This is a genomic window from Nocardia nepalensis, from assembly GCF_048910785.1.
GTDB lineage: Bacteria > Actinomycetota > Actinomycetes > Mycobacteriales > Mycobacteriaceae > Nocardia > Nocardia nepalensis.
The window spans coordinates 344,429-366,177 of record NZ_JBKBET010000005.1 but is presented as its reverse complement, the minus strand read 5'-3'; the positions used below and the strand labels follow the sequence as shown (position 1 = coordinate 366,177).

The following is a 21,749-nucleotide window of genomic DNA, read 5'->3' as shown; positions in this document are numbered from 1 at the left end:
ATGGTAGCGCAACCGCCTTAGGCATTTGTCTTGCGCAACCGCCTAAGACAAATGTACAGTTCTCGGCATGAGCAAGAGCCCGAAGAACCGCACCGTCCTCATCTCCGGAGCCAGCATTGCCGGACCGGCATTGGCCTTCTGGTTGCACCGCTACGGATTCATCCCGACGATCGTCGAGCGCGCGCCGCAGTTGCGCGAGGGCGGTCAGGCCATCGATGTGCTCGGCACCGCGACCGAGGTGGTGCGCCGGATGGGCCTGCTGGAGCGGGTGCACGAGATGAGCACCGGCAAGCTCGGCACCTCCTACGTCGACGCGACGGGCAAGGTGAAGGCGAGCATCAGTAGCACGGTCTTCAATGGCGTCGGGGCCAACGGCGACACCGAGATTCAGCGCGGCGACCTGTCCCGAGTGCTCTACGAGGCGACCAGGGACAACGTCGAATACCTCTTCGGCGATTCGATAACCGAACTCGCCCAGGATGATTCGGGCGTCCACGTCACCTTCGCCAATGCCGAACCGCGCACCTTCGACCTGGTGATCGGCGCCGACGGCGCGCACTCCAACACCCGCAGACTGGTCTTCGGCCCGGAATCGGACTTCATCCGGCATATGGGCTACTACATCTCGATCTACACCACCCCGAACCTGCTCGAGCTCGACCGCTGGGAGCTGGACCACAACACCCCCGGCACCATCGCGGGCAGCTACAGCGCACGCCGGAACACCGAAGCCAAAGCCGTTTTCGCGTTCGAATCCGAGCAGCTCGACTACGACTACCGCGATGTCGAGCAGCAGAAGAAGATCCTCGCCGACCGATTCGCGGGCCAGGGCTGGCAGGTGCCCGAACTGCTCGCACATCTCGACACCGCCGAGGATTTCTACTTCGACGCCATGGCGCAGATCCACATGGACGACTGGTCGAAGGGGCGCGTCGCGCTGGTCGGCGACGCGGGCTACTGCGCCTCACCGCTGTCGGGTCAGGGGGCGGATCTGTCGCTGGTCGGCGCGTACATCCTGGCCGGTGAACTCGCCGCAGCAGGCGGCGATCACACCATCGCGTTCGCCCGCTACCACGCGGAAATGCGCCCGATGGTCGAAGCCTGCCAGAGCTTCGCCGAGGGCGTCGGCAAATGGTATGCGCCGCCGAGCAATTCGATGATCCGCATGCGCAATCTCAACGTCCGGCTGCTGCCGTACCTGCCGTGGCGGGGTCTGATCGGCGGTGCCCCGCAGAAGGTGGCCCGCACGGTCGCGGCCAAGGAGTACGGATCGCGGACATTCGAGTGACGCGCCTCACAGCGGAGATATGCGCAGTCCGGTCACAGCCGCCGCGAATCCGGTGTCGAAACGGGGTGAAGCAGTCCACCGGAAAGGAACGAGTCACCATGACCACCACCATCACCCTGAACCCGCAGATCCTCGGCCAGGCCGAGAACGCCCATCGAGCGATGCTCGAGCAGATCCTGCGCGGCACCACCATGACCTACCACCAGTGGGTTGGACTCACCCTCGCCGCGGTCGCGGGCGGTGAAATCCCGATCGACCAGCTCCTCGCTCGGCTGACCGGTGCGTTGAAGACGGATGCGGCCACCGCGCGAAACGCTCTGGCCGAATTGGCTGGCGCCGAGTTGATCGAGCGAAGCGACGTCATCCGGGTCACCGACCTCGGAAAATCCCGCTTCAGCAGCGTCCGCGCGGATATCGATGGCGCGATGGCGCGGGCCTACGCCGATATCTCCGCCGAGGAGCTGGCGATCGCCGGGCGGGTGCTCGCTCGAGTGACCACTCAGCTCAACGCGGTGCTGGAAACCGCGTGATCCGTCGCCTGTGTCGATCTGTCACCTGCGGGTACGCCTGAAATTACCGAGGCAGGGAGAACACAATGACTCAGCAGGACGTGGTGAACGCATTGATGGATCGGGCGGGCACGGGCTACGCGGCCGAGGCCGGAATCAACCTGGCCGATAAGCCCGCTCCGCTGTTCCAACTGCTCATGCTCGCGGAATTGCTCAGCACCAGGATCTCCGCCGATATCGCCGTCGCTGCCGCCAAGGAGCTGGTCAGCACCGGATATCGCACCCCACAGCGGGTCGCCGACGCCGACTGGCAGGAATTGGTCGACGCACTCGGCCGCGCCCACTACAAGCGCTACGACGAAAGTACGGCTTCCCGCCTGGGGGATATTGCTTCCCGCATCCTGGACCGCTACGGCGGCGACCTGCGCAAACTGGCCGACGAAGCGGAGCACGACCCGGCCCGCGCCGCCCAATTGCTGCAACAGTTCCAGGGGATCGGCCCCACCGGCAGCGATATCTTCCTGCGCGAAGTCCAGGACATATGGACCTGGGCGCGACCGCATTTCGACGAACGCGCGCTGCGCGGCGCCGAACGTGTCCAACTCCCCGCCGACCCGGACCGACTGGCCGACCTCGCCCCCGAAAACCACACCGCCGACCTGGCCGCGGCGCTGGTCCGCGTCACCCTGGACAACGAGATCGCCGATCAGGTCCTCGCCGCGACCAAATGACGCTCAGGTGACCTGCACCCGCACCCGCATGCCCGCCGCGGCGATCAAATTGACCAGAGCGTCCAGACTGAACAGCTGGGATTTGCCGCCGAGCAGGTCGGAAATTCGGGCGGCGCTCACGCCCAGCTGCTCGGCGGCGTCCTCCCTGCTCCAGCCCTGCGACGCGATCCAGTCGGTCAGTTCGAATATCAACTGCGAGCGCAACCGCAGGTTCTCGTGGTCGCGCGGGGTGTCGTCGATCGCGTCCCACACGATGTCGAAGATCTTCTCGGCCATGCCGTGCCCACTTTCTCGAGCCGTTCGAGCAGTGACGGTGTACAAGTGGAGAGACCGTGCCCATCGTCGCAGCCGGTGCTGTCGCACGCGGGCAACTACCCCGAAACTCGCCGTATTCGCCGACCAGCGCAGGAAGGTCGTGAGGGATGCCGGACCGTGACGAGCAACAATTCGCCCAGGTGAAGCTGGCCGCGGGAGCGCTTTTCGTGCGCGGTGAGGACGTGTTGCTGGTGCACTCGACCGATAGGTGCGTTTGGGAGATTCCGGGCGGCATCGTCGAGCCCGGCGAATCGCCCGCCGCGGCCTGTCGCCGCAAGGTCCGGGAAGACCTCGGTCTCGACCGCCCGCCCCAGCGACTGCTGGTGCACGACTGGGCGCCGCAGGCCGACGGCGACGAGATCGTCTATATCTTCGACTGCGGCGAACTCGGCGACGGATCGGCCATCGAGCTGCGGGACAGCGAGCTGGACCGCTGGCAGTGGACCCGCGTCGACACCGTCGACACCTTCGCCCGGACCGGACTGGCCTGCCGGATCTGGCAGGCCTTCCGCGCCCGGATGGAGGGCCAGGCGCTCTACCTCGAACACGGCCGACCCACTCTCGTTCACCCCGGCACCGCGGTGACCGTCCCCTCGTGGCTCGACCGTCAGCGCGACCGCGACCAGCACCTCGGCTGAGCCCGGTCAGGGCGTGGTAGCGGTACTGGCCGGGTCGATCAGGATCTTCGCGTGCTGTTCCGGATCGGCCAGGGCGGTGAACGCATTGTCTACGCCGTCCAGTCCGACGGTGCCGGTGATCAAGCGTGCCGGGTCGACCTTGCCGTCGGCGATCATGTGCAGCGTGTCGCGGAACTCACCAGGGTCATAGCCGAGGGCGAAGCGAAGTTCGATCTCCTTGTTTATGGCCAGCGCGGGTCGGAAGCGGTCGGCTTCCATGCAGACACCGACGACGACCACACGGGACAGCGGCGGCGCGGCCGCGACGATCTGATCGATTATGCCGGGCACGCCCACGCATTCGAAGATGACCGGGCCCGCCGGACCAGCGTTGAGGGTGTGGGCCAAGCGGAAGACGTACCACCACGGCAGATTCGGGATGCGGCGCAGGCGCTCCATGGTGTCGAAACCGAGGCCGAGGATATCGGTGACACCATTGATCCGGCCACGCTTGGGCGCTGCGTCCCACGGGGATTCGGTCGCGGGATCGACCACGATATCCGCGCCGCAGCCGACGGCGAGCTCACGGCGGCGCGGGGAGAAGTCACTGGCGACGACGGTGTGCACACCCGCCGCCTTCAGCATGCTGATGACGGCCAAACCGATGGGGCCGCAGCCGATTACGAATGCCGTCTGTCCCTTGCCGACCCGACCCTTGCGCACCGCGTGCCAGGCCACGGCCATCGGCTCGGTGAGGGCGGCGTGCTCGGCCGAAAGACCGTTGGGGATCGGCATCGTCATGGATTCCTGGACCACCACCTGCTCGGCATAGCCGCCGGGCGCCGCCGTCGAGAGGCCGGTCAGCTGCGGCGCGCCGTCGTGGCGCACGATCGGCAGCGCCACCACGGCCGTGCCCGGCCGCCACCGCTTGTGGCAGCCCGGTCCGTAATCGACTATCTCACCGCTGAATTCGTGCCCGAGCACCACACTCTGATCCGAGCGCATGAAGGCGTCGTATCCGGTGCGCGCGGCCAGCTCCGCCATCTCGTCGGCATGGGTGCGGGCGTGCAGATCGGACCCGCAGATGCCGCAGCGCGACACATTGATCAGCACCTGCCCGCGCCCGGGTACCGGGGTCGGCAGTTCCTCCACCGAGAACTTGGTATTGGTGACGACGGCGGCTCTCATAAACGAACTCCTCGGATCGGCGACGTACGAAGCCCTCCCCGTGTCGCCACCCTACTGCCGCGTTCGTCGGACACAGCGAAAATCGCGCGGCTGGATCAGACAGTCGCGTGTGCGCGGGCTTCGGCTTCGCGGGATAGACGGCGGCTCCCGCTTTGGCGGGAGCCGCCGTCTCGGCATTACTGACGCTCGAGCATTGGGATCACCACGTCGTTCAGGTATTCATCGATGCTTCGGCCGCCGCGCTCGGCTTCGTGTACGACGACCTGCTGTGCGGCCGCCTTTTGCTGCAGTGCCGCACGCGAATTCGGTTCCACGCCACCGCCGATGATCAAATTGGTGATCTCGCCGGTATCGAGTACGCGCAGCGCTTCGGCGTCGGCGATGGTACCCACGGCGGCGAAGCCGTTGGCCCGCAATAACTCGATCGCTGTGTCGACGACGGCTTGTCCGCGGCCGACGGCAAGTACCTTCATGTCAGACTCCTGCCGGTGCCAGATCCAATGGATCGTCGAGTTCATGGTGTTCGAGCCGCGCGTCCTTGGGCAGCACGAGGAAGCCGAGGCACATGACGGCCAGCAGGCCGATTCCGTACCACAGCGTGTAGCGGAAGGTGTTGGCGAAATTCACCGCATTGGCTCGCTCGCCCGCAGCGGTGAGCACCTGTGTCACAGCGTAATTGCCCGCGTCAGAGCTCCGGCAACTCGCCGGGACCTCGGTCGGATCGACCTGCGCCGAGCGATCACGCACGCACGCGAGGAAATTCGCGACGATCTGGTCCTGCGCCGGTTCCGGCAGGCCCATGGTGGTGAGTTCGCTGCGCACCTGCGGCGTGACCGCCTCGACGCCGCGCGCCGAATCATGGTCCAGCTGACCGAAGAACACCACGCCGACCAGTGCGACACCGAGCGCGATACCGAGCTGCTGCCCGGTATTGAGCAGCCCCGATGCCGCCCCCGCCTCGCGCGCGGGCACCTGACCGAGCAGCAGGTCGATCGTCGGTGCGACCACCATCCCGAATCCGGTGCCGGTGATGATCAGCGGAATCACCATCTGCCAGGAGGCGATCGACGCACCGTAGTGCGTGGCCAGCCACCCGTACAGCCCGAATCCGGCGGCATTGACCACGCCGCCGGCGACCAGCACGATGCGGCCGTAGCGCGGCGCGAGCACACTCACCGAAACCCCGGCCCCGATGCCGGCGCCGACCGCGAAGAAGACGGCGGTGAGTCCGGCCCGCATCGCCGACCAGCCGAGACCCGCCTGCATGAACAGCGTCCACACCAGGAAGAATCCGCCGAGCCCGATCCAGAAGAGCAACCAGCTCGCGAGCCCGACCGTGAACGGACGGGACCGGAACAGCTCCAGGTCGATCAGCGGGGATCCGACGGTCCGCGCGCGCCGCCGCTCGAAGGCGACGAATACGCCGAAGACCACTGCCGCGGCCGCAATCATGACGAAAGTCCAGGTGGGCCAGTCCAATCGACGACCCTCGGTGAGCGGATAGGCCAGCAGCAGCACCGCGGAGATCGCCAGCACCATGCCGACCGGATCGAGCCGGGGTGCTGTGCTGTTAGCGACCGGCAAGCCGTCGTTCACGGCGGCGGCGCGCGAATCCTTCATGACGATGGTCGCCGCGATCAACGCCGCGATCCCGACGGGCACATTGACCAGGAAGATCGGCCGCCAGGCCAGATCGAACAGATCCCATTGCACCAGCAGCCCGCCCAGCGACAGACCGACCGCCGAGGCCGATCCGCCGACACCGCTGTAGATCGCGATCGCCTTGGTGCGCTCCTCCTTGGGGAAGGTGGCCCGGATGATCGCGAGAATCTGCGGCACCATCAGCGCGGCCATCGCGCCCTGGACGAACCGGGAGGTGATCAGCATGGTCGGATCCGAACTGAATCCGCACGCGGCCGAGGCCAGCGTGAAGCCGGTTATGCCGATCAGGAAGATCCGCTTGCGGCCATAGATGTCACCGAGTCGGCCGCCGGTGATGAGCACTGCGGCGAAGGCCAGCACATAGGCCGCGATGATCCATTCGACCTGCGAATACTGGGCGTCCAGATCGGTCTGGATGCTCGGCACGGCGACATTGACGATGGTGACATCGAGCAGATCCATGAATCCGGCGGCCAGTACGACCGCGAAGGCGATCCAGCGGCGCGGGTCGAGATCTGGTGGGGCGGTTGCGTCAGGGGAGATGTCGGTATCCACAGCAGCTCTCTTCGGTCGGTGGGATTGTTGGCGACTTCTCAAACTATGCACATGAAGTGATTATCAATCAAGTGTGCAATCATTAAAAGTGCGTTGATCGGGGTATGCTGAGTTGGTGACCGACGAACCGAACTTCGTGCCGCTGTCCGAGCACCCCGCCTTCCTGTTCGGGCAGCTGGGGTTTCATGTCGGCTTTCGGTTCACCGACCTGCTCGCGCCGCTCGGCATCGGCCCGCGCCACTACGGCACGCTGCGGATGTTGCTCGCGAACGACGGCCAATCGCAGCAGCAGCTCTGCGAGGCGCAGCGGATTCATCGCAATGTGATGGTCGGACTCGTCGACGAACTGGAGAAGCGTGGACTCGTCGAGCGCCGCAAACATCCGACCGACCGCCGGGCGCACGCGGTGTATCTGCTCCCCGCCGCGCACGAACTGCTCGCGCAAGCTGAGGGGATCGTGGCCGGATTGGATGCGGATGTGACGGCGTCGCTCGATCCGCAGGAACGCGCCACGCTGGTCGAGCTGCTACAGCGCATCGCGATGGAAAATGGGCTGATCCCGGGTATTCATCCCGGCCTGACCCGGTCGGATAAGTGCTGAGCTATGGCCTGGAGATCAGCACACCGGGATTGAGGATTCCGGCCGGATCCAGCGCGGATTTGGCCGCCCACAATGCATTCGCGAACGGGTCGGGGCGCTGGCGGTCGTACCAGGGGCGGTGGTCCCGGCCGACCGCGTGATGGTGCGTAATCGTCCCGCCCGCGGCCGAGAGTGCCTCGGAGACAGCGGCTTTGATGTCATCCCACTGCGCGAGCGTGCTACCCCAGCGACCGGCGGCGTAGATTCCGAAATACGGTGCCGGACCGTCCGGATAGACGTGGGTGAAGCGGCAGGTCACCACGCCGGTGGCGCCGACGGACCGGATGGCCGCGTTCGCGGCGTCGGTCACCGCGGCCTTCAGATTGTCGAATTTATCCCAGGTGCAGGCGGTTTCGAAGGTTTCGGTGATCATCGATCGGGCCGCGAGGGCGTCGCGTTGATACGGCATCCGCAGGAATGCCGACCGCCAGGTGTCGGCCGCGCCCGAACCCGCCTGGTGCTCGCTCGATTCGGTGTAGCGCGCGGGCTCGGGAAGTGTGCCGCCGTGGTCGGCGGCCAACTCCAGCGCGCGTTGCATCCAGGTGCGGGTGGGGTGGTCGGCGGATTCGAATCCGAGCACCAGCACGCCGCCGCTCGTCGCGGCGCCGGCATTGAGAAATGCCTCGGCCGGATCGAGCAGTCGGCAATTGGTCGGGTACAGGCCGGACTGCGCGATGGCCCTGGTCGCGGCCACCGCCTGCGGGTAGTCGGCGAAGTGCACGGAAGCCGTTGCGCGCCAACGCGGCCGGTCCTGCAAGCGCATCCACGCCTCGGTGATGATGCCGAGTGTCCCCTCGGACCCGAGGAACATCCGGTCCGGCGACGGCCCCGCCCCCGATCCGGGTAGTCGCCTCGATTCGCTTGTGCCCGTTGGGGTCACCACCCGCATCGATTCGACCAGGTCATCGATATGGGTATAAAGGGTCGCGAAATGTCCGCCGGCCCTGGTGGCCAGCCAGCCGCCGAGCGTCGAGAATTCGAATGACTGCGGAAAATGCCGCAGCGTCAGGTTCGCGCCGCGCAGTTGATCCTCCAGTGCCGGACCGAGGACTCCGGCCTGAATTCGCGCGGCCCGGCTGGTGCGATCGATCTCGAGCACGCGATCGAGACGACCGAGGTCCAGACTGATCGCGCCCGCGAATTCGCCTGTTCCGGCACCGGATCCCGTCGATCGAGGCAACCTCGGCTCGACCCCGCCGACCACGGAAGTTCCACCGCCGAACGGGATTACCGCGACATTCGCCCCGGCCGCCCAGTCGAGCACGTCGACGATATCGCTTTCCGTGCGCGGCCGAACGACGAGATCCGGCGCATTGCGCACGTCGCCGAGCAGATTGCGCACCACATCGCGAAAAGCCTGACCGTGCGCGTGTGCCGCCCGATCGGACGGATCCGATGACACCAGCTCGGCCAGCGAATCGGGTGTGGTCACCCGCGGTTCGGGCAGCCCGAGCGATTCGACCGACGGCGGTTCGTGTGGCGTGAGATCCGCCCCCGGCAGAATCGCCGAGACCCGGGCCGTCAAAGCCGCCCGCTCCGCGCCGACGACCGCATCCTCGACATTGCCCCAGCCCCACCATGACCGCGTCTTCGTCGACACATCCACTCCTCTCGGCGGATCGACGGGGGTCGATGGCTCCGCCGCCGCCATCCTCGCGGACCCACCGGATCCCGGCAACCTCCACCCGGCGGATCGAGCGACCGTCGATCACAAGTGATCATCGTTGCTCTCTGCCCTGAGCACAGTGGCGGGCGGCCCTTTTCTTCCTGGTTCGGGAATAGAGCGCGCGGGCCACTGGTTGAGCTGTTCGGACAAGGTTGAGTGCGAGCGGCTCAAGTTTCAGTTGACGCCCGGTGTCGAATGGGTGCAGGATTGAGCCGACCACGCTCAGCGTTGCTGGGACCGTGCTCCGTGAGGTGCTTGGGGCCGAGGTCCCGCGGCAGCCATACGGATGTCGCAGGGCGGGCAGATCGCCCCAGCACCGACACAAGTAGTTACGTCAACTAGGAGGAACCACCATGGCTCGTGCGGTCGGAATCGACCTCGGGACCACGAACTCGGTCGTCGCCGTTCTCGAAGGCGGCGAGCCGGTCGTCGTCGCGAACTCTGAAGGATCGCGCACTACCCCCTCGATCGTCGCGTTCGCCAAGAACGGAGAGGTTCTGGTCGGCCAGCCCGCCAAGAACCAGGCGGTCACCAACGTCGACCGCACCATCCGCTCGGTCAAGCGGCACATCGGCACCGACTGGTCGGTGGACATCGACGACAAGAAGTACACCGCACAGGAGATCAGCGCGCGCGTGCTGATGAAGCTGAAGCGCGACGCCGAGGCCTACCTGGGCGAAGAGATCACCGACGCGGTCATCACCGTGCCCGCGTACTTCGAGGACTCGCAGCGTCAGGCCACCAAGGAAGCCGGTCAGATCGCCGGTCTGAACGTGCTGCGCATCGTCAACGAGCCCACCGCGGCCGCGCTCGCGTACGGCCTGGACAAGGGCGATAAGGAACAGACCATCCTGGTCTTCGACCTCGGTGGCGGCACCTTCGACGTCTCGCTGCTGGAAATCGGCGAGGGCGTCGTCGAGGTCCGCGCCACCTCCGGCGACAACCACCTCGGTGGTGACGACTGGGACGAGCGCGTCGTGACCTGGCTGGTCGACAAGTTCAAGGCCAGCGCGGGCATCGACCTGACCAAGGACAAGATGGCCATGCAGCGCCTGCGTGAGGCGGCTGAGAAGGCCAAGATCGAGCTGAGCTCCAGCCAGAGCACCTCGATCAACCTGCCCTACATCACCGTCGACGCGGACAAGAACCCGCTGTTCCTCGACGAGCAGCTGACCCGCGCCGAATTCCAGAAGATCACCTCGGACCTGCTCGACCGCACCCGTGCGCCGTTCCAGTCCGTGATCAAGGACGCGGGCATCAACGTGGCCGATATCGACCATGTCGTGCTCGTCGGTGGTTCGACCCGTATGCCCGCCGTCTCGGACCTGGTCCGCGAGCTGACCGGCGGCAAGGAGCCCAACAAGGGCGTGAACCCGGACGAGGTCGTCGCCGTCGGCGCCGCCCTGCAGGCCGGTGTGCTCAAGGGTGAGGTCAAGGACGTCCTGCTGCTCGATGTCACCCCGCTGTCGCTGGGCATCGAGACCAAGGGCGGCGTGATGACCAAGCTCATCGAGCGCAACACCACCATCCCGACCAAGCGCTCGGAGACCTTCACCACCGCCGACGACAACCAGCCGTCGGTGCAGATCCAGGTCTTCCAGGGTGAGCGCGAGATCGCCTCGCACAACAAGCTGCTCGGCTCCTTCGAGCTGACCGGCATCCCGCCGGCCCCGCGTGGCGTGCCGCAGATCGAGGTCACCTTCGATATCGACGCCAACGGCATCGTGCACGTGACCGCGAAGGACAAGGGCACCGGCAAGGAGAACACGATCAAGATCCAGGACGGCTCCGGCCTGTCCAAGGAGGAGATCGACCGGATGGTCAAGGACGCCGAGGCGCACGCCGCCGAGGACAAGGCCCGCCGCGAGGAGGCCGAGACCCGCAACCAGGCCGAGTCGCTGGTGCACCAGACCGAGAAGTTCATCAAGGAGAACGAGGACAAGGTCCCCGCGGACGTCAAGACCAAGGTCGAGGCGGCCATCGCCGAGGCGAACGAGGCGCTCAAGGGCACCGATATCGCGGCCGTGAAGTCCGCGGTGGAGAAGCTCGCGACCGAATCGCAGGCGCTGGGTCAGGCGATCTACGAGGCATCGGCCGCCGAGCAGGCCGCGTCCGGCAACGGCGCGACGAGCGCCGCGAGCGATGACCAGGTCGTGGACGCCGAAGTTGTGGACGAGCCGGTCGACACGGAGAAGAAGTGACCCAGGGAAACTCCGAACAGGAGCCGATCACCTTCGTCGACAATCGCAAGATTGATCCGGAGACAGGTGAAATCCGGGAACCGGCGGCGGAACAGCCCGCCGCCGGGCCCGGCCCGGAGGCCGGGAACGGCACCGAACCCGTCATCGGTACGGATGCGGGCGCCGAGGTCCTGGCCGACGCGATCACCAAGGAACTGGCCGAGCGCACCGCCGACTTGCAGCGGCTGACCGCCGAATACGCCAACTACCGGCGTCGGGTCGAGCGGGACCGCCAGGCCACCATCGACGCGGCCAAGGCGGCCGTTGTCTCCGAATTGCTCGGCGTACTCGACGACCTCGATCGTGCGCGTGCGCACGGCGACCTCGAATCCGGACCGCTCAAGTCGGTCGCGGACAAGCTCGCCGATGCGCTGCTCAAGCAGGGGCTGCAGGAATTCGGCACGGAGGGTGAGCCTTTCGATCCGACCCTGCACGAGGCCGTGCAGCACGATGGGTCCGGACACGATCCGGTGATCGGCGTGGTTATGCGCAAGGGCTATCGGTTCGGCGATCGCGTGCTTCGGCACGCACTGGTCGGGGTAACCGATGGCGTGGCCGATCTGGTCGAAGAAGAGGCATCCGACGATGCCAATGCGAACAACCAATAAGAACCCGAGAGGAGGAGATGCCCAATGAGTCAACGGGAGTGGATCGAAAAGGACTTCTACAAGGAGTTGGGTGTCTCCTCCGGCGCTTCGCAGGACGAGATCAAAAAGGCGTATCGCAAGCTCGCACGTGACCTGCATCCGGATGCCAACCCCGGCGATACCAAGGCCGAGGAGCGGTTCAAGACCGTCAGCGAGGCGCATGCCGTGCTGTCGGATCCGGCCAAGCGCAAGGAATACGACGAGACCCGCAAGCTGTTCGCCGGTGGCGGATACGGGCGCGGCGGCTTCAATCCCGGTGCGGGCGGCGGCTTCTCGCAGGACTTCAATATCGGGGACATCTTCGGCCAGGCGAGTGCGGGCGACGGTGGCCTCGGTGACCTGCTTGGTGGGCTGTTCAACCGGGGCGGCACGCGCACCGCGAGCCGCCCGCGCCGCGGCGCGGATGTGGAAACCGAGACGACCCTCGGCTTCCGCGAGGCCGCACAGGGCGTCACCGTTCCGCTGCGGATGACCAGTCCGTCGCCGTGTACGACCTGTCACGGCAGCGGCGCCAAGCCGGGGACCAGTCCGCGAGTCTGCCCCGTCTGCAACGGAAACGGCGTGATCAGCCGCAACCAGGGCGCGTTCGGCTTCAGCGAGCCGTGCGACGAATGCCGTGGCAGCGGTTCGATCATCGACGACCCGTGCGTCGACTGCCACGGCAGCGGCATCCAGAATCGGACCCGCACCATTACCGTGCGGATTCCCCCGGGTGTGAGTGACGGACAGAAGATCCGGCTCGCCGGACAGGGCGAGGCCGGACTGCGTGGCGCCCCCTCGGGTGACCTCTATGTGACCGTGCACGTCAGCCAGGACAAGGTCTTCGGCCGCAACGGCGACGACCTGACCCTGGTGCTGCCGGTCAGTTACAGTGAATTGGTGCTGGGCACAACGGTTTCCGTGCCCACGCTGGAAGGGCGCGTCGGTGTCAAGGTGCCCCCGGGCACCGCGGATGGCCGTATCCTGCGGGTGCGCGGCCGCGGCGTGCCCAAGCGCGGTCCCGGCGGCGGGGCGGGCGATCTGCTCGTCACCGTCAAGGTGGCCGTGCCGCAGAAGCTGGACGACAATGCCACCGACGCGCTCAAGCGCTATGCGGAGGCGGAGAAGGCCAGCGGGTTCGATCCACGTGCGGGATGGGCAGGTGCGTGATGTCCGATAATCCGAAGCAGGCATCCGGTGGGTCCGCGCGGGCCGAGTTCTTCATGATCTCGGTCGCGGCCCAGCTGGCGGGTATGCACGCGCAGACGCTGCGCACGTATGACCGCTTGGGACTGGTTACGCCGCAACGGACTTCGGGTGGCGGTCGGCGTTATTCGGCACGGGACGTCGAGCTGCTGCGCGAGGTGCAGCGGCTGTCCCAGGACGAGGGCGTCAACCTGGCGGGCATCAAGCGCATCATCGAACTCACCAACCAGGTCGAGGCACTGCAACAGCGGGTCGCGGAAATGTCGGCCGAGCTGGATCGGATGCGCGCGGGGTATCGCCCCGATCTCGCACCGCCGCAACGCAGTACCGCACTGGTGGTGTGGAAGCCGCGCAATCGGCGCTGATAAGCGCTACGGCAAAGGCAAAGGCTCCGGGATTCGGTTCGCAACCGAGCTCGGAGCCTTTGTCGTTTCGCCGATAGGCGAATGCGTTATGCCGCAGCGTTGTCCTGGGTGCCGCGGCGAATTACGGCTGGCAGTACTCGAGCAAACTCCCGACTCCGGATTTCGATACCCGGTAAGTGTTTCGGCGGCCCGGAGTCGGCGGCCCGCGGTCTGTGGGGTTGCCGATGATGTGCCGAGCTGCAAAGTTTGCTGCGGAGGCCGATTCAGCAAACTATGCGCCGGATCGGCCTCGTGATTCCGTCGCTCGCCAGCGCGGCGGGTGCGCCGCGTTTGCCGAAGCCGGGTAATCGGTTGTGGCGCGCCGGTTGCCATGGGATCGCTCTCGGGGCCCGACCGGGATGAATCTTGCAAAACGGGCCACGCGAAATCGGTGAGTGTGCGACGGATTTCACCGCCGTGTTCGTTCTTTCGGTTTGTTTTCAAGGGCTTTCGCGGTGCGAATCCTCGTTTCGACGGAATTACACGCTTGATGTTTGTTCGAGTGATTCCGTAGCTGGCAAACCTCGCCTACACTCGTTCGCATTGGCTGCTGTCGAGTGTCCCGCAGCACCTCACTTGTCGGCCACAGTTTGTGCTCGAGTGGAAAAAGGGGTTGTGACACAAATGGATTCGCGGACTGTCGCTTTGATCAGAACGACGTTCAAGGCGGTTGCTGCGGAGGAAGGGGGGCCGGCCAAGCTGGCCAGTTCGTTCTACGCAATCCTTTTCACCGACTACCCCGCCGCGCGGGACTTTTTTCCGGCAGCGATGGATTCGCAGCGTGACCGATTGGTCAAGGCCATCTCCTACGCGCTGGATCGGCTCGAGGAGCCGAACAAATTGCTGCCATTCCTTGCCCAACTCGGGCGCGACCACCGCAAATACGGTGTGCAACCCGCGCACTACACCGCCGTGGCCACCTCGTTGAAGACCGCGATGCGGATCTTCGCGGGCACCGAGATGTGGACCGACGAGGTCGACCGGGCCTGGGACGAGGGCCTGAAGATCATCAGCGACACCATGATCGGCGCCGCCGAACAGGAATCGACGCCACCGGTATGGACCGGGACCGTCGTCGAGCGCCGCGACGTACTCCGCAACCTCGCCGTCGTGCGGCTGCAATTGGACCAGCCGATGCAGTACGCCGCGGGCCAGTACATCAGCGTGCAGATCCCGTCCCGGCCGCGCATGTGGCGCTATCTGTCCCCGGCGGTGCCCGCGAATGCGAACGGTGAGATCGAATTCCACATCCGCGGGGTGCTCGGCGGCTGGGTCAGTCCGGCCATCGTGGGCCACACAGCCGTCGGTGACCAGTGGTTTCTCGGATCACCGCTCGGCGGACTCGGGGTGCCGCGCAATGTGAAACGCAAAATGCTGATGGTCGGCTGCGGCACCGGCATCGCACCCCTGCGCGCCCAGCTCATGGCGATGGCACAGCGACGCGTCAATCCGCGGGTGCATCTGTTCGTCGGCGGTCACCATCCCTGTGATCTCTACGATCTGGAGATCCTGAGCCAACTGGCCACCGCCAATAAATGGCTCACCATCACCCCGGTCACCGAGAGCGATGAAAACCCTTGGTGGTACCTGGATTCCGGCGAATCCGAATACCACTGGCCCGGTTTGGAGGCCAGGATGACCGGCCAGATCGGCAAGGTCGTGGCGAGTTACGGCTCCTGGTCCGACCGGGATGTGCAGATCGTCGGATCGCCATCGATGGTGCAGACCACCAAGTTCCGCCTGATGGCCGCCGGCACTCAGACCAAGAACATCCGCCACGACCCGCTGTTCTGAGTCTTTGGCCGCGCCTTCGGCGCGGCGTGTTCGCGAGACGGGCCGCGAACTCCTCGCTCGTAAGACTCGCTCCGTGGGGTCGGGTCTGCGAGTTACATTCCCTCGAATTGGATTCGCGCAGCTGGTGTTCCGGTTTCTACGAGCCGATCCAAGGTCACGCGGACCATATTGGGTGAGCCGCAGACCAGCACCTGATGGTTGTCGAACGCGCCGTGTGAACCGACCACTTCCGCGAGCGTGCCGAAAAGCATGTCATCCAGTGGGAATCCGATATCCACGCGCGAATGCTCGTACCATTCGTCGGCCCAGCCGGGGTCCTCCGGGCTCTCGACCACGGGAATCACCGTGAGCCATGGCAATTCGTTCGCCAGCAGGAAGAGCATGTCGTCGGCGTACAGGTCGCGCGGGGAGCGGCCGCCGAAGAACAGATAGGTCGGCGGCGGATCCTCGTGCCTGGCCAGCTCGAGGATCTGGGCGCGCATCGGGGCCAGGCCGGTGCCGCCCGCGATCATCACCACCTCGTCGCCGACCGGGTCGACGTCGAAAGTGCCGAGCGGAGAGCCGATTTGCCATTCGTCGCCGGGTTTGGTGTCGGCCACGATGCTGCCGCTGCACCAGCCGCCGGGCACCGTGCGCACGTGGAACTCCAGCTTGCCGTCCAGCGACGGCGGCAGCGCGGGGGAGAACCGGCGCCGCATGCCAGGATGCTGCGGCACCCGGACCTCGACGGATTGCCCCGCGAGGAACGGGACGTACTCGCCGATCAAGCGGATCACGGCGATATCGTGGCGCAGCCGATGGTGACCGACCACGGTCGCCTTCCACTCGGGCGCGGAACCATTGCCGAGCGGACTCGGATCTATTGTCATTACTTCTCTCACACGGGATCTGAGCTGATTACCGACTCGGGGGTGCCCACCGCCATGAGGGCGCGGCGGGTGTCGGCGATCATGCGGGCCGACCCGGCGATCTGGATCTGCCGGTCGGCCCAGGAGCCGAAGCTCGCGACCACCGCACCCAGATTTCCGATCAGGCGGCGGTGCATGCCATACGGTTCGTCCTGCGGCGGATGCGGATACCACCACGGGTTGGTCTTCTGTTCGCAGACCGGGACCACGGTCAGCCACGGATTGCTCTGCGAGAGCTGCCACATGTTCTCGACGTCGTACAGATCGCAGGGGTAGCGCCCGCCGATGAAGAAGTGCACGCGCGGGTTGATACCGCGCTGCCCCATCTCGATCAGTTGCGCGCGCAGCGGGGCGATGCCGGTGCCAGCGCCGATCAGCAGCACATCGCGGCCGCTGTCGCGATCGATGTGCAGGCCGCCGAGCGGACCCGCGATCATCCACCGGTCGCCGACCCTGGTCTCGTTGACAATGGCCGGGCTCACCCAGCCGCCGCGGATCTTGCGGACGTGGAATTCGATCTCGCCATAGGGATTCGCGGGAATGGCCGGCGATAGGTAGCGCCACATCTTCGGACGCTGCGGCAGGGAGATCGGCACGTACTGTCCGGCCTGGTAGGGGATCGGGCTGTCGGACTGCAGCCGGACGATGGCCAGATCCTCCAGCACCCGACGATGGCCGACGACCGTCGCATCCCAGTACGGCTGCGACTTGTCGGAATTGGCGCCGATGGCCATGGAGGCCGAGATCAGGATGGTGATGTCGCGCCAGCCCTCCTCGAGCGCGCGATTCCACATCGGACCGTTGAAGACCCGGAAGGCGGCGAGCAGCGCCCGCCCCGCGATGTCGTAATGCGCGGCGACGACACCGTACTTGCGGTGATCGCGCGCCAACTGTTCCAGGAACTTCTGGGCCCGTCCCCAGTCCTCGAGATTGTCGAGCACGTAATGGATGGCGGTCACCAGGCGCTTGGCCTGCATTTCCATCGCCGGCGGGAACAATTCCCGCAACTGTGGCTTCTCCGCGAACAGATGACCATAAAACGCACTGGCCAACCGTTCGGGTCCGTGCGGCGACTCGATCACCGAACGGAAGTTGGCGCGGACCAGCGCTGCCGAACGCGCATCCACGACGTGGAGCTTCCTTTCCCTCTATGTACTGCCCAGGGACATGTCCGTAACCGGCGGTCCTCCGGCGTCAAGTATCCCTGAAAATCCCGTGGTCGTGTGGGTATGGCCGATCACGCCCGCGCCAACGGTAATCCGTGGGCAAATCGGGTCTGCTGTGGGCCTGACATGCAGGATAAGCGAACCGCGCGGCCGGCGGGTTACCGCCGGGTCAACTCGCGACGTTGGCGCGCACCGCGGGGGGCGACCATTTCGGCGTGGCGCGCTGACCGGTCAGGGTCGGCCTGCGCGGTTCCTTCGCGCCGAGCCAGATGCCCGGATCGTGCCGGGCCGCGGGCCGGGATGGGCTCCGGCGAGCAGTAGGTCGTCAGTTCGGTGAGCTGCTGGTACTTATCGGCCTACGGAATCAGGAAGAGGCCGAATCCGGTGGGCGGGAAGGTGTTCGGCGGATACGCACGATGACGCCCGCGCGTATCAGATGGCTAGCACGGTCTTGCCACGCGCACCCGCGGCGCCGATGACCGCGGCGGCCGCGGATAGCGGGACGGTGGCATCGATCGGCACCACCACATCGCCCTCCGCGACGCGCTCGAGCAGGCGGGTCAATTCGGGCGCACGTCCGGAGGACTCGATATTGCCGCCCTCGATGCCGCGTTCGCGCAGTGCCTGCTCGTCGGCGGCCCAGATGGTGGAGTAGACGGTGCCGCCGTCGCGGACCAGCGCGGTGAGTTCGGCCAGCGTCTCGGGCGGGCTGACCAGGTCGAAGAGCACGTCGATCCCCGTGGGATGCGCGGCCGCGACCTGTTCCGCGACCGGGCCCCGGGTGTAGTCGACGGTCTCCGCCGCGCCGAGCCGGGTCATCTGGTCGGCGGCCGTGCCGCGCGCCGTGGCGATGACGTGCGCGCCGGCCATATTCGCCAACTGCACCAGGAAGGAGCCGACACCGCCGGTCGCCCCGACGATCAGCACGGTCTGGCCCGGCTCGATCTTGCTGGCGTCCACCATGTCCTGTGCGGTGACGCCGGCGGTCGGCAGGGCCGCCGCCGCCACGGTCGGGACCTTGTCCGGGATCCGGACCAGTGTGGCGTTCTCGGGCAGCACCGAATACTCCGCGAAACTGCCGTGGCCGGCGGGCGGGACCAGGAATTTGCCGACCACGCGGTCGCCGACGGCGAATTCGGTGACGCCGGGGCCGACCGCGGACACCGTGCCCGCGCCGTCGACGCCGAGGATCATGGGGAAGTCGTGCGGCAGCTTGCCGTCCAGAATTCCGCTGGCCAGCTTCCGGTCGAAGGGGTTGACCCCTGCCGCCTCCAACTGCACCCGGACCGCGCCCACGCTCGGTTCGGGCATGGGCACATCGGCCAATTCGGGTGTTGCTCCGAAGCTTCGTACCACGATCGCGCGCATACATCGCTCCTCGAGTCGGGTTGGATTGTGATGCATCAACCAACGGCCAAGGCAATCGTAAGCACCTGTATGCCATCGGCCCTGTGTTTGATGCCATTCGGCGGTGTCGCGGCGTAGCGTTCTGGATGAGTCTGTACACGTGCCCGGTGATTCGGCCCGGTTCGCCAAAAAAGCAAAGTTGAGCGGAACAGACTCAACCTTTCCGACGTTGGATAGTGCGAATCGACTAGTAGGAAGGTGACTTGTGGACTCGTTCAATCCCACCACCAAGACCCAGGCGGCCCTGACCGCCGCCCTGCAGGCCGCCTCGGCCGCGGGCAATCCGGAGATTCGTCCGGCGCACTTGCTGGTGGCGTTGCTGGATCAGACCGACGGCATCGCCGCCCCCTTGCTCAAGGCCGTCGCGGTGGATCCGGCGACAGTTCGACGCGAGGCACAGGACATCGTTGACAGGCTGCCACGGGCGACCGGCGCGACCACCACGCCGCAGCTCGGCCGGGAGGCCCTGGCCGCGATCACCGCAGCCCAACGCCTGGCCACCGAACTCGGCGACGAATACGTCTCGACCGAACACGTCCTGGTCGGCCTGGCCGAGGACGACTCGGATGTGACCATGCTGCTGAAGAAGTACGGCGCGACCCCCGACGCGCTGCGCGAGGCGTTCACCGCCGTGCGCGGCAGTGCGCGGGTCACCAGTCCGGATCCGGAGGGCAGCTACCAAGCGCTGGAGAAGTATTCGACCGACCTCACCGCGGCGGCCCGCTCCGGCAAGCTCGACCCGGTCATCGGGCGCGATACCGAAATCCGCCGTGTCGTACAGGTTTTGAGTCGTCGCACCAAGAACAACCCGGTGCTCATCGGCGAACCCGGCGTCGGCAAGACGGCGATCGTGGAGGGCCTGGCCCAGCGCATCGTGGCCGGTGATGTGCCGGAGTCGCTGCGCGGCAAGTCCGTCGTCTCGCTCGACCTGGGCGCGATGGTGGCGGGCGCGAAGTACCGCGGTGAATTCGAGGAGCGGCTCAAGGCCGTACTCGAGGAGATCAAAAGCAGTGCGGGACAGATCATCACGTTCATCGATGAGCTGCACACCATTGTCGGCGCCGGCGCGACCGGCGAATCCGCGATGGACGCCGGCAATATGATCAAGCCGATGCTCGCCCGCGGTGAGCTGCGCCTGGTCGGCGCCACCACGCTGGAGGAATACCGCAAGCACATCGAGAAGGACGCCGCCCTGGAGCGCCGCTTCCAGCAGGTGCTGGTCGGCGAGCCGTCGGTGGAGGACACCATCGGCATCCTGCGCGGCATCAAGGAACGCTACGAGGTGCACCACGGTGTGCGCATCACCGACTCCGCGCTGGTCGCCGCCGCCACGCTCAGCGACCGCTACATCACCTCCCGGTTCCTACCGGATAAGGCGATCGACCTCGTCGACGAATCGGCGTCGCGGCTGCGCATGGAAATCGACTCGCGCCCAGTGGAAATCGACGAGGTCGAGCGTGCGGTGCGCCGCCTCGAGATCGAAGAGGTCGCACTGGAGAAGGAGACCGACGCGGCCTCCAAACAGCGCTTGGAGAAGTTGCGCCAGGAACTCGCCGACGACCGCGAGAGGCTGAACCAGCTGATGACCCGCTGGCAGAACGAGAAGAGCGCCATCGACCAGGTCCGAGTCCTCAAGGAGGAGTTGGAATCGCTGCGCGGTGCATCCGAACGCGCCGAGCGCGACGGTGATCTGGGCAAGGCCGCCGAGCTGCGGTACGGGCGCATTCCGGCACTGGAGAAGCAGCTCGCCGAGGCCGAAAAGGCCTCCGCGACAGCCGGTGACGGCGAAGTGATGCTCAAGGAGGAGGTCGGCCCCGACGATATCGCCGAGGTGGTCTCGTCCTGGACCGGTATTCCGGTCGGCCGGATGATGGAGGGCGAGACCCAGAAGCTGCTGCGGATGGAGCAGGAGCTGGGCAAGCGCGTCGTCGGGCAGAGCGAGGCGGTGCAGGCGGTCTCCGACGCGGTGCGCCGGGCGCGTGCCGGTGTCGCCGATCCGAACCGGCCGACTGGTTCGTTCATGTTCGTCGGACCGACCGGTGTCGGTAAGACCGAGCTGGCAAAGGCGTTGGCGGACTTCCTGTTCGACGACGAACGCGCCATGGTCCGCATCGATATGAGCGAGTACAGCGAGAAGCACTCCGTCGCTCGACTGGTCGGCGCCCCGCCCGGCTACGTCGGCTACGACCAGGGCGGTCAGCTGACCGAGGCGGTGCGGCGCAGGCCGTACACCGTGGTGCTGTTCGACGAGATCGAGAAGGCGCATCCGGATGTCTTCGACATCCTGCTCGCCGTGCTCGACGAGGGGCGGCTGACCGACGGCCAGGGCCGCACGGTGGACTTCCGCAACACCATCCTCATCCTCACCTCGAATCTGGGTGCGGGTGGCGATCGGGATTTCGTCATGAACGCGGTCCGCGCGGCCTTCAAACCGGAGTTCCTGAACCGCCTCGACGATGTGGTGATGTTCCACGCCCTCAACGAGGAGCAGCTGGAATCCATCGTCGATATCCAGCTCGACCAGCTGCAGAAGCGGCTCTCGCAGCGCAGGCTGAAGCTGGACGTCAGCGATTCGGCCCGGTTCTGGCTCGCGGTGCGCGGCTACGACCCGGTCTACGGCGCCCGCCCGCTGCGCAGGCTGATCCAGCAGTCCATCGGCGACACCCTTGCCAAGGAACTGCTCGCCGGTGAGGTCACCGACGGCGACACCGTCGCGGTCAACGTCACCCCGAACGGCGAAGGCCTCATCGTCGGACGTGCTTGACCGAGGTGGCCCAGCTCGCGATCAACTCCGAGCTGGGTGTCCTCGGTGACACCAGGGGTCGCG

At 66.2% G+C, this 21,749-nt stretch carries 19 protein-coding genes; 11 read left to right on the top strand and 8 right to left on the bottom strand.

Going from position 1 to position 21,749, the window contains the following annotated elements:
- The first annotated feature begins 67 nt into the window (after window positions 1-67).
- The 3 genes from ACHQ4I_RS06050 (at window position 68) to ACHQ4I_RS06040 (ending at window position 2,528) form a co-directional block, all read left to right on the top strand.
- Window positions 68-1,288: an FAD-dependent monooxygenase gene (locus tag ACHQ4I_RS06050; RefSeq protein WP_420770658.1), complete on the top strand. Its 1,221-nt coding sequence runs from the start codon at window positions 68-70 to the stop codon at window positions 1,286-1,288.
- A 98-nt stretch (window positions 1,289-1,386) separates the two neighbouring features.
- Complete coding sequence (locus ACHQ4I_RS06045) at window positions 1,387-1,818, top strand: hypothetical protein (RefSeq protein ID WP_420770657.1); 432 nt, start codon at window positions 1,387-1,389, stop codon at window positions 1,816-1,818.
- Window positions 1,819-1,883: 65 nt separating this feature from the next.
- Complete coding sequence (locus ACHQ4I_RS06040) at window positions 1,884-2,528, top strand: HhH-GDP family DNA glycosylase (protein WP_420770656.1); 645 nt, start codon at window positions 1,884-1,886, stop codon at window positions 2,526-2,528.
- Between the two features lie 3 nt (window positions 2,529-2,531).
- On the opposite strand, the gene ACHQ4I_RS06035 is transcribed toward ACHQ4I_RS06040, so the two are convergent.
- Entirely contained in the window at window positions 2,532-2,804 is a 273-nt protein-coding gene (locus tag ACHQ4I_RS06035; RefSeq protein WP_476445383.1) for an XRE family transcriptional regulator, read from the bottom strand.
- Window positions 2,805-2,950: 146 nt separating this feature from the next.
- Here ACHQ4I_RS06035 and ACHQ4I_RS06030 point away from each other — a divergent pair, with 146 nt between their 5' ends.
- Window positions 2,951-3,481 (top strand): NUDIX domain-containing protein, encoded by a 531-nt coding sequence (locus tag ACHQ4I_RS06030; RefSeq protein WP_420770654.1) that lies wholly within the window; start codon window positions 2,951-2,953, stop codon window positions 3,479-3,481.
- 6 nt (window positions 3,482-3,487) lie between these two features.
- Here the strand turns inward: ACHQ4I_RS06030 and ACHQ4I_RS06025 are convergent, their stop codons facing one another.
- From ACHQ4I_RS06025 to ACHQ4I_RS06015, 3 genes are all read right to left on the bottom strand, one after another.
- Window positions 3,488-4,648, bottom strand: a complete 1,161-nt coding sequence (locus ACHQ4I_RS06025) for a zinc-binding dehydrogenase (protein WP_420770653.1) — start codon at window positions 4,646-4,648, stop codon at window positions 3,488-3,490.
- A 176-nt stretch (window positions 4,649-4,824) separates the two neighbouring features.
- Entirely contained in the window at window positions 4,825-5,121 is a 297-nt protein-coding gene (locus ACHQ4I_RS06020; RefSeq protein ID WP_420770652.1) for a hypothetical protein, read from the bottom strand.
- A 1-nt stretch (window position 5,122) separates the two neighbouring features.
- On the bottom strand, window positions 5,123-6,865 hold the full coding sequence (locus ACHQ4I_RS06015) for an MFS transporter (protein ID WP_420770651.1): 1,743 nt from the start codon (window positions 6,863-6,865) through the stop codon (window positions 5,123-5,125).
- Window positions 6,866-6,980: 115 nt separating this feature from the next.
- Here ACHQ4I_RS06015 and ACHQ4I_RS06010 point away from each other — a divergent pair, with 115 nt between their 5' ends.
- Entirely contained in the window at window positions 6,981-7,466 is a 486-nt protein-coding gene (locus ACHQ4I_RS06010; protein WP_420770650.1) for a MarR family winged helix-turn-helix transcriptional regulator, read from the top strand.
- A 1-nt stretch (window position 7,467) separates the two neighbouring features.
- Here ACHQ4I_RS06010 and ACHQ4I_RS06005 read toward each other — a convergent pair whose 3' ends face one another.
- Window positions 7,468-9,156, bottom strand: a complete 1,689-nt coding sequence (locus ACHQ4I_RS06005) for an FAD-binding oxidoreductase (RefSeq protein ID WP_420770649.1) — start codon at window positions 9,154-9,156, stop codon at window positions 7,468-7,470.
- 368 nt (window positions 9,157-9,524) lie between these two features.
- On the opposite strand from ACHQ4I_RS06005, the gene dnaK reads away from it, so the two are divergent.
- The 5 genes from dnaK to ACHQ4I_RS05980 all read left to right on the top strand — a co-directional run bounded on the left by dnaK (window position 9,525) and on the right by ACHQ4I_RS05980 (window position 15,441).
- Complete coding sequence (gene dnaK, locus ACHQ4I_RS06000) at window positions 9,525-11,372, top strand: molecular chaperone DnaK (RefSeq protein WP_420770648.1); 1,848 nt, start codon at window positions 9,525-9,527, stop codon at window positions 11,370-11,372.
- Entirely contained in the window at window positions 11,369-12,019 is a 651-nt protein-coding gene (grpE, locus tag ACHQ4I_RS05995) for a nucleotide exchange factor GrpE (protein ID WP_420770647.1), read from the top strand. Before dnaK ends, grpE begins: the two co-directional genes overlap by 4 nt.
- Before the next feature lie 24 nt (window positions 12,020-12,043).
- Window positions 12,044-13,207: a molecular chaperone DnaJ gene (gene dnaJ, locus ACHQ4I_RS05990; protein WP_420770646.1), complete on the top strand. Its 1,164-nt coding sequence runs from the start codon at window positions 12,044-12,046 to the stop codon at window positions 13,205-13,207.
- Window positions 13,207-13,608, top strand: coding sequence for a heat shock protein transcriptional repressor HspR (locus ACHQ4I_RS05985; protein WP_420770645.1), 402 nt, complete (start codon window positions 13,207-13,209; stop codon window positions 13,606-13,608). The genes dnaJ and ACHQ4I_RS05985 overlap by 1 nt, the downstream gene beginning before the upstream one ends.
- Window positions 13,609-14,271: 663 nt before the next feature.
- Entirely contained in the window at window positions 14,272-15,441 is a 1,170-nt protein-coding gene (locus tag ACHQ4I_RS05980; RefSeq protein ID WP_420770644.1) for a globin domain-containing protein, read from the top strand.
- A 92-nt stretch (window positions 15,442-15,533) separates the two neighbouring features.
- Here the strand turns inward: ACHQ4I_RS05980 and ACHQ4I_RS05975 are convergent, their stop codons facing one another.
- From ACHQ4I_RS05975 to ACHQ4I_RS05965, 3 genes are all read right to left on the bottom strand, one after another.
- The gene (locus ACHQ4I_RS05975) at window positions 15,534-16,310 is read right to left on the bottom strand and encodes an FAD-binding oxidoreductase (protein ID WP_420770643.1); all 777 of its coding nucleotides are present in this window, start codon (window positions 16,308-16,310) and stop codon (window positions 15,534-15,536) included.
- Window positions 16,311-16,318: 8 nt separating this feature from the next.
- Entirely contained in the window at window positions 16,319-17,476 is a 1,158-nt protein-coding gene (locus tag ACHQ4I_RS05970; RefSeq protein WP_420770642.1) for an FAD-binding oxidoreductase, read from the bottom strand.
- Window positions 17,477-17,947: 471 nt separating this feature from the next.
- On the bottom strand, window positions 17,948-18,883 hold the full coding sequence (locus tag ACHQ4I_RS05965) for an NADP-dependent oxidoreductase (RefSeq protein ID WP_420770641.1): 936 nt from the start codon (window positions 18,881-18,883) through the stop codon (window positions 17,948-17,950).
- 244 nt (window positions 18,884-19,127) lie between these two features.
- Between ACHQ4I_RS05965 and clpB the strand changes: the two genes are divergently transcribed.
- Window positions 19,128-21,686, top strand: coding sequence for an ATP-dependent chaperone ClpB (gene clpB, locus ACHQ4I_RS05960; RefSeq protein WP_420770640.1), 2,559 nt, complete (start codon window positions 19,128-19,130; stop codon window positions 21,684-21,686).
- Window positions 21,687-21,749 lie beyond the last annotated feature (63 nt).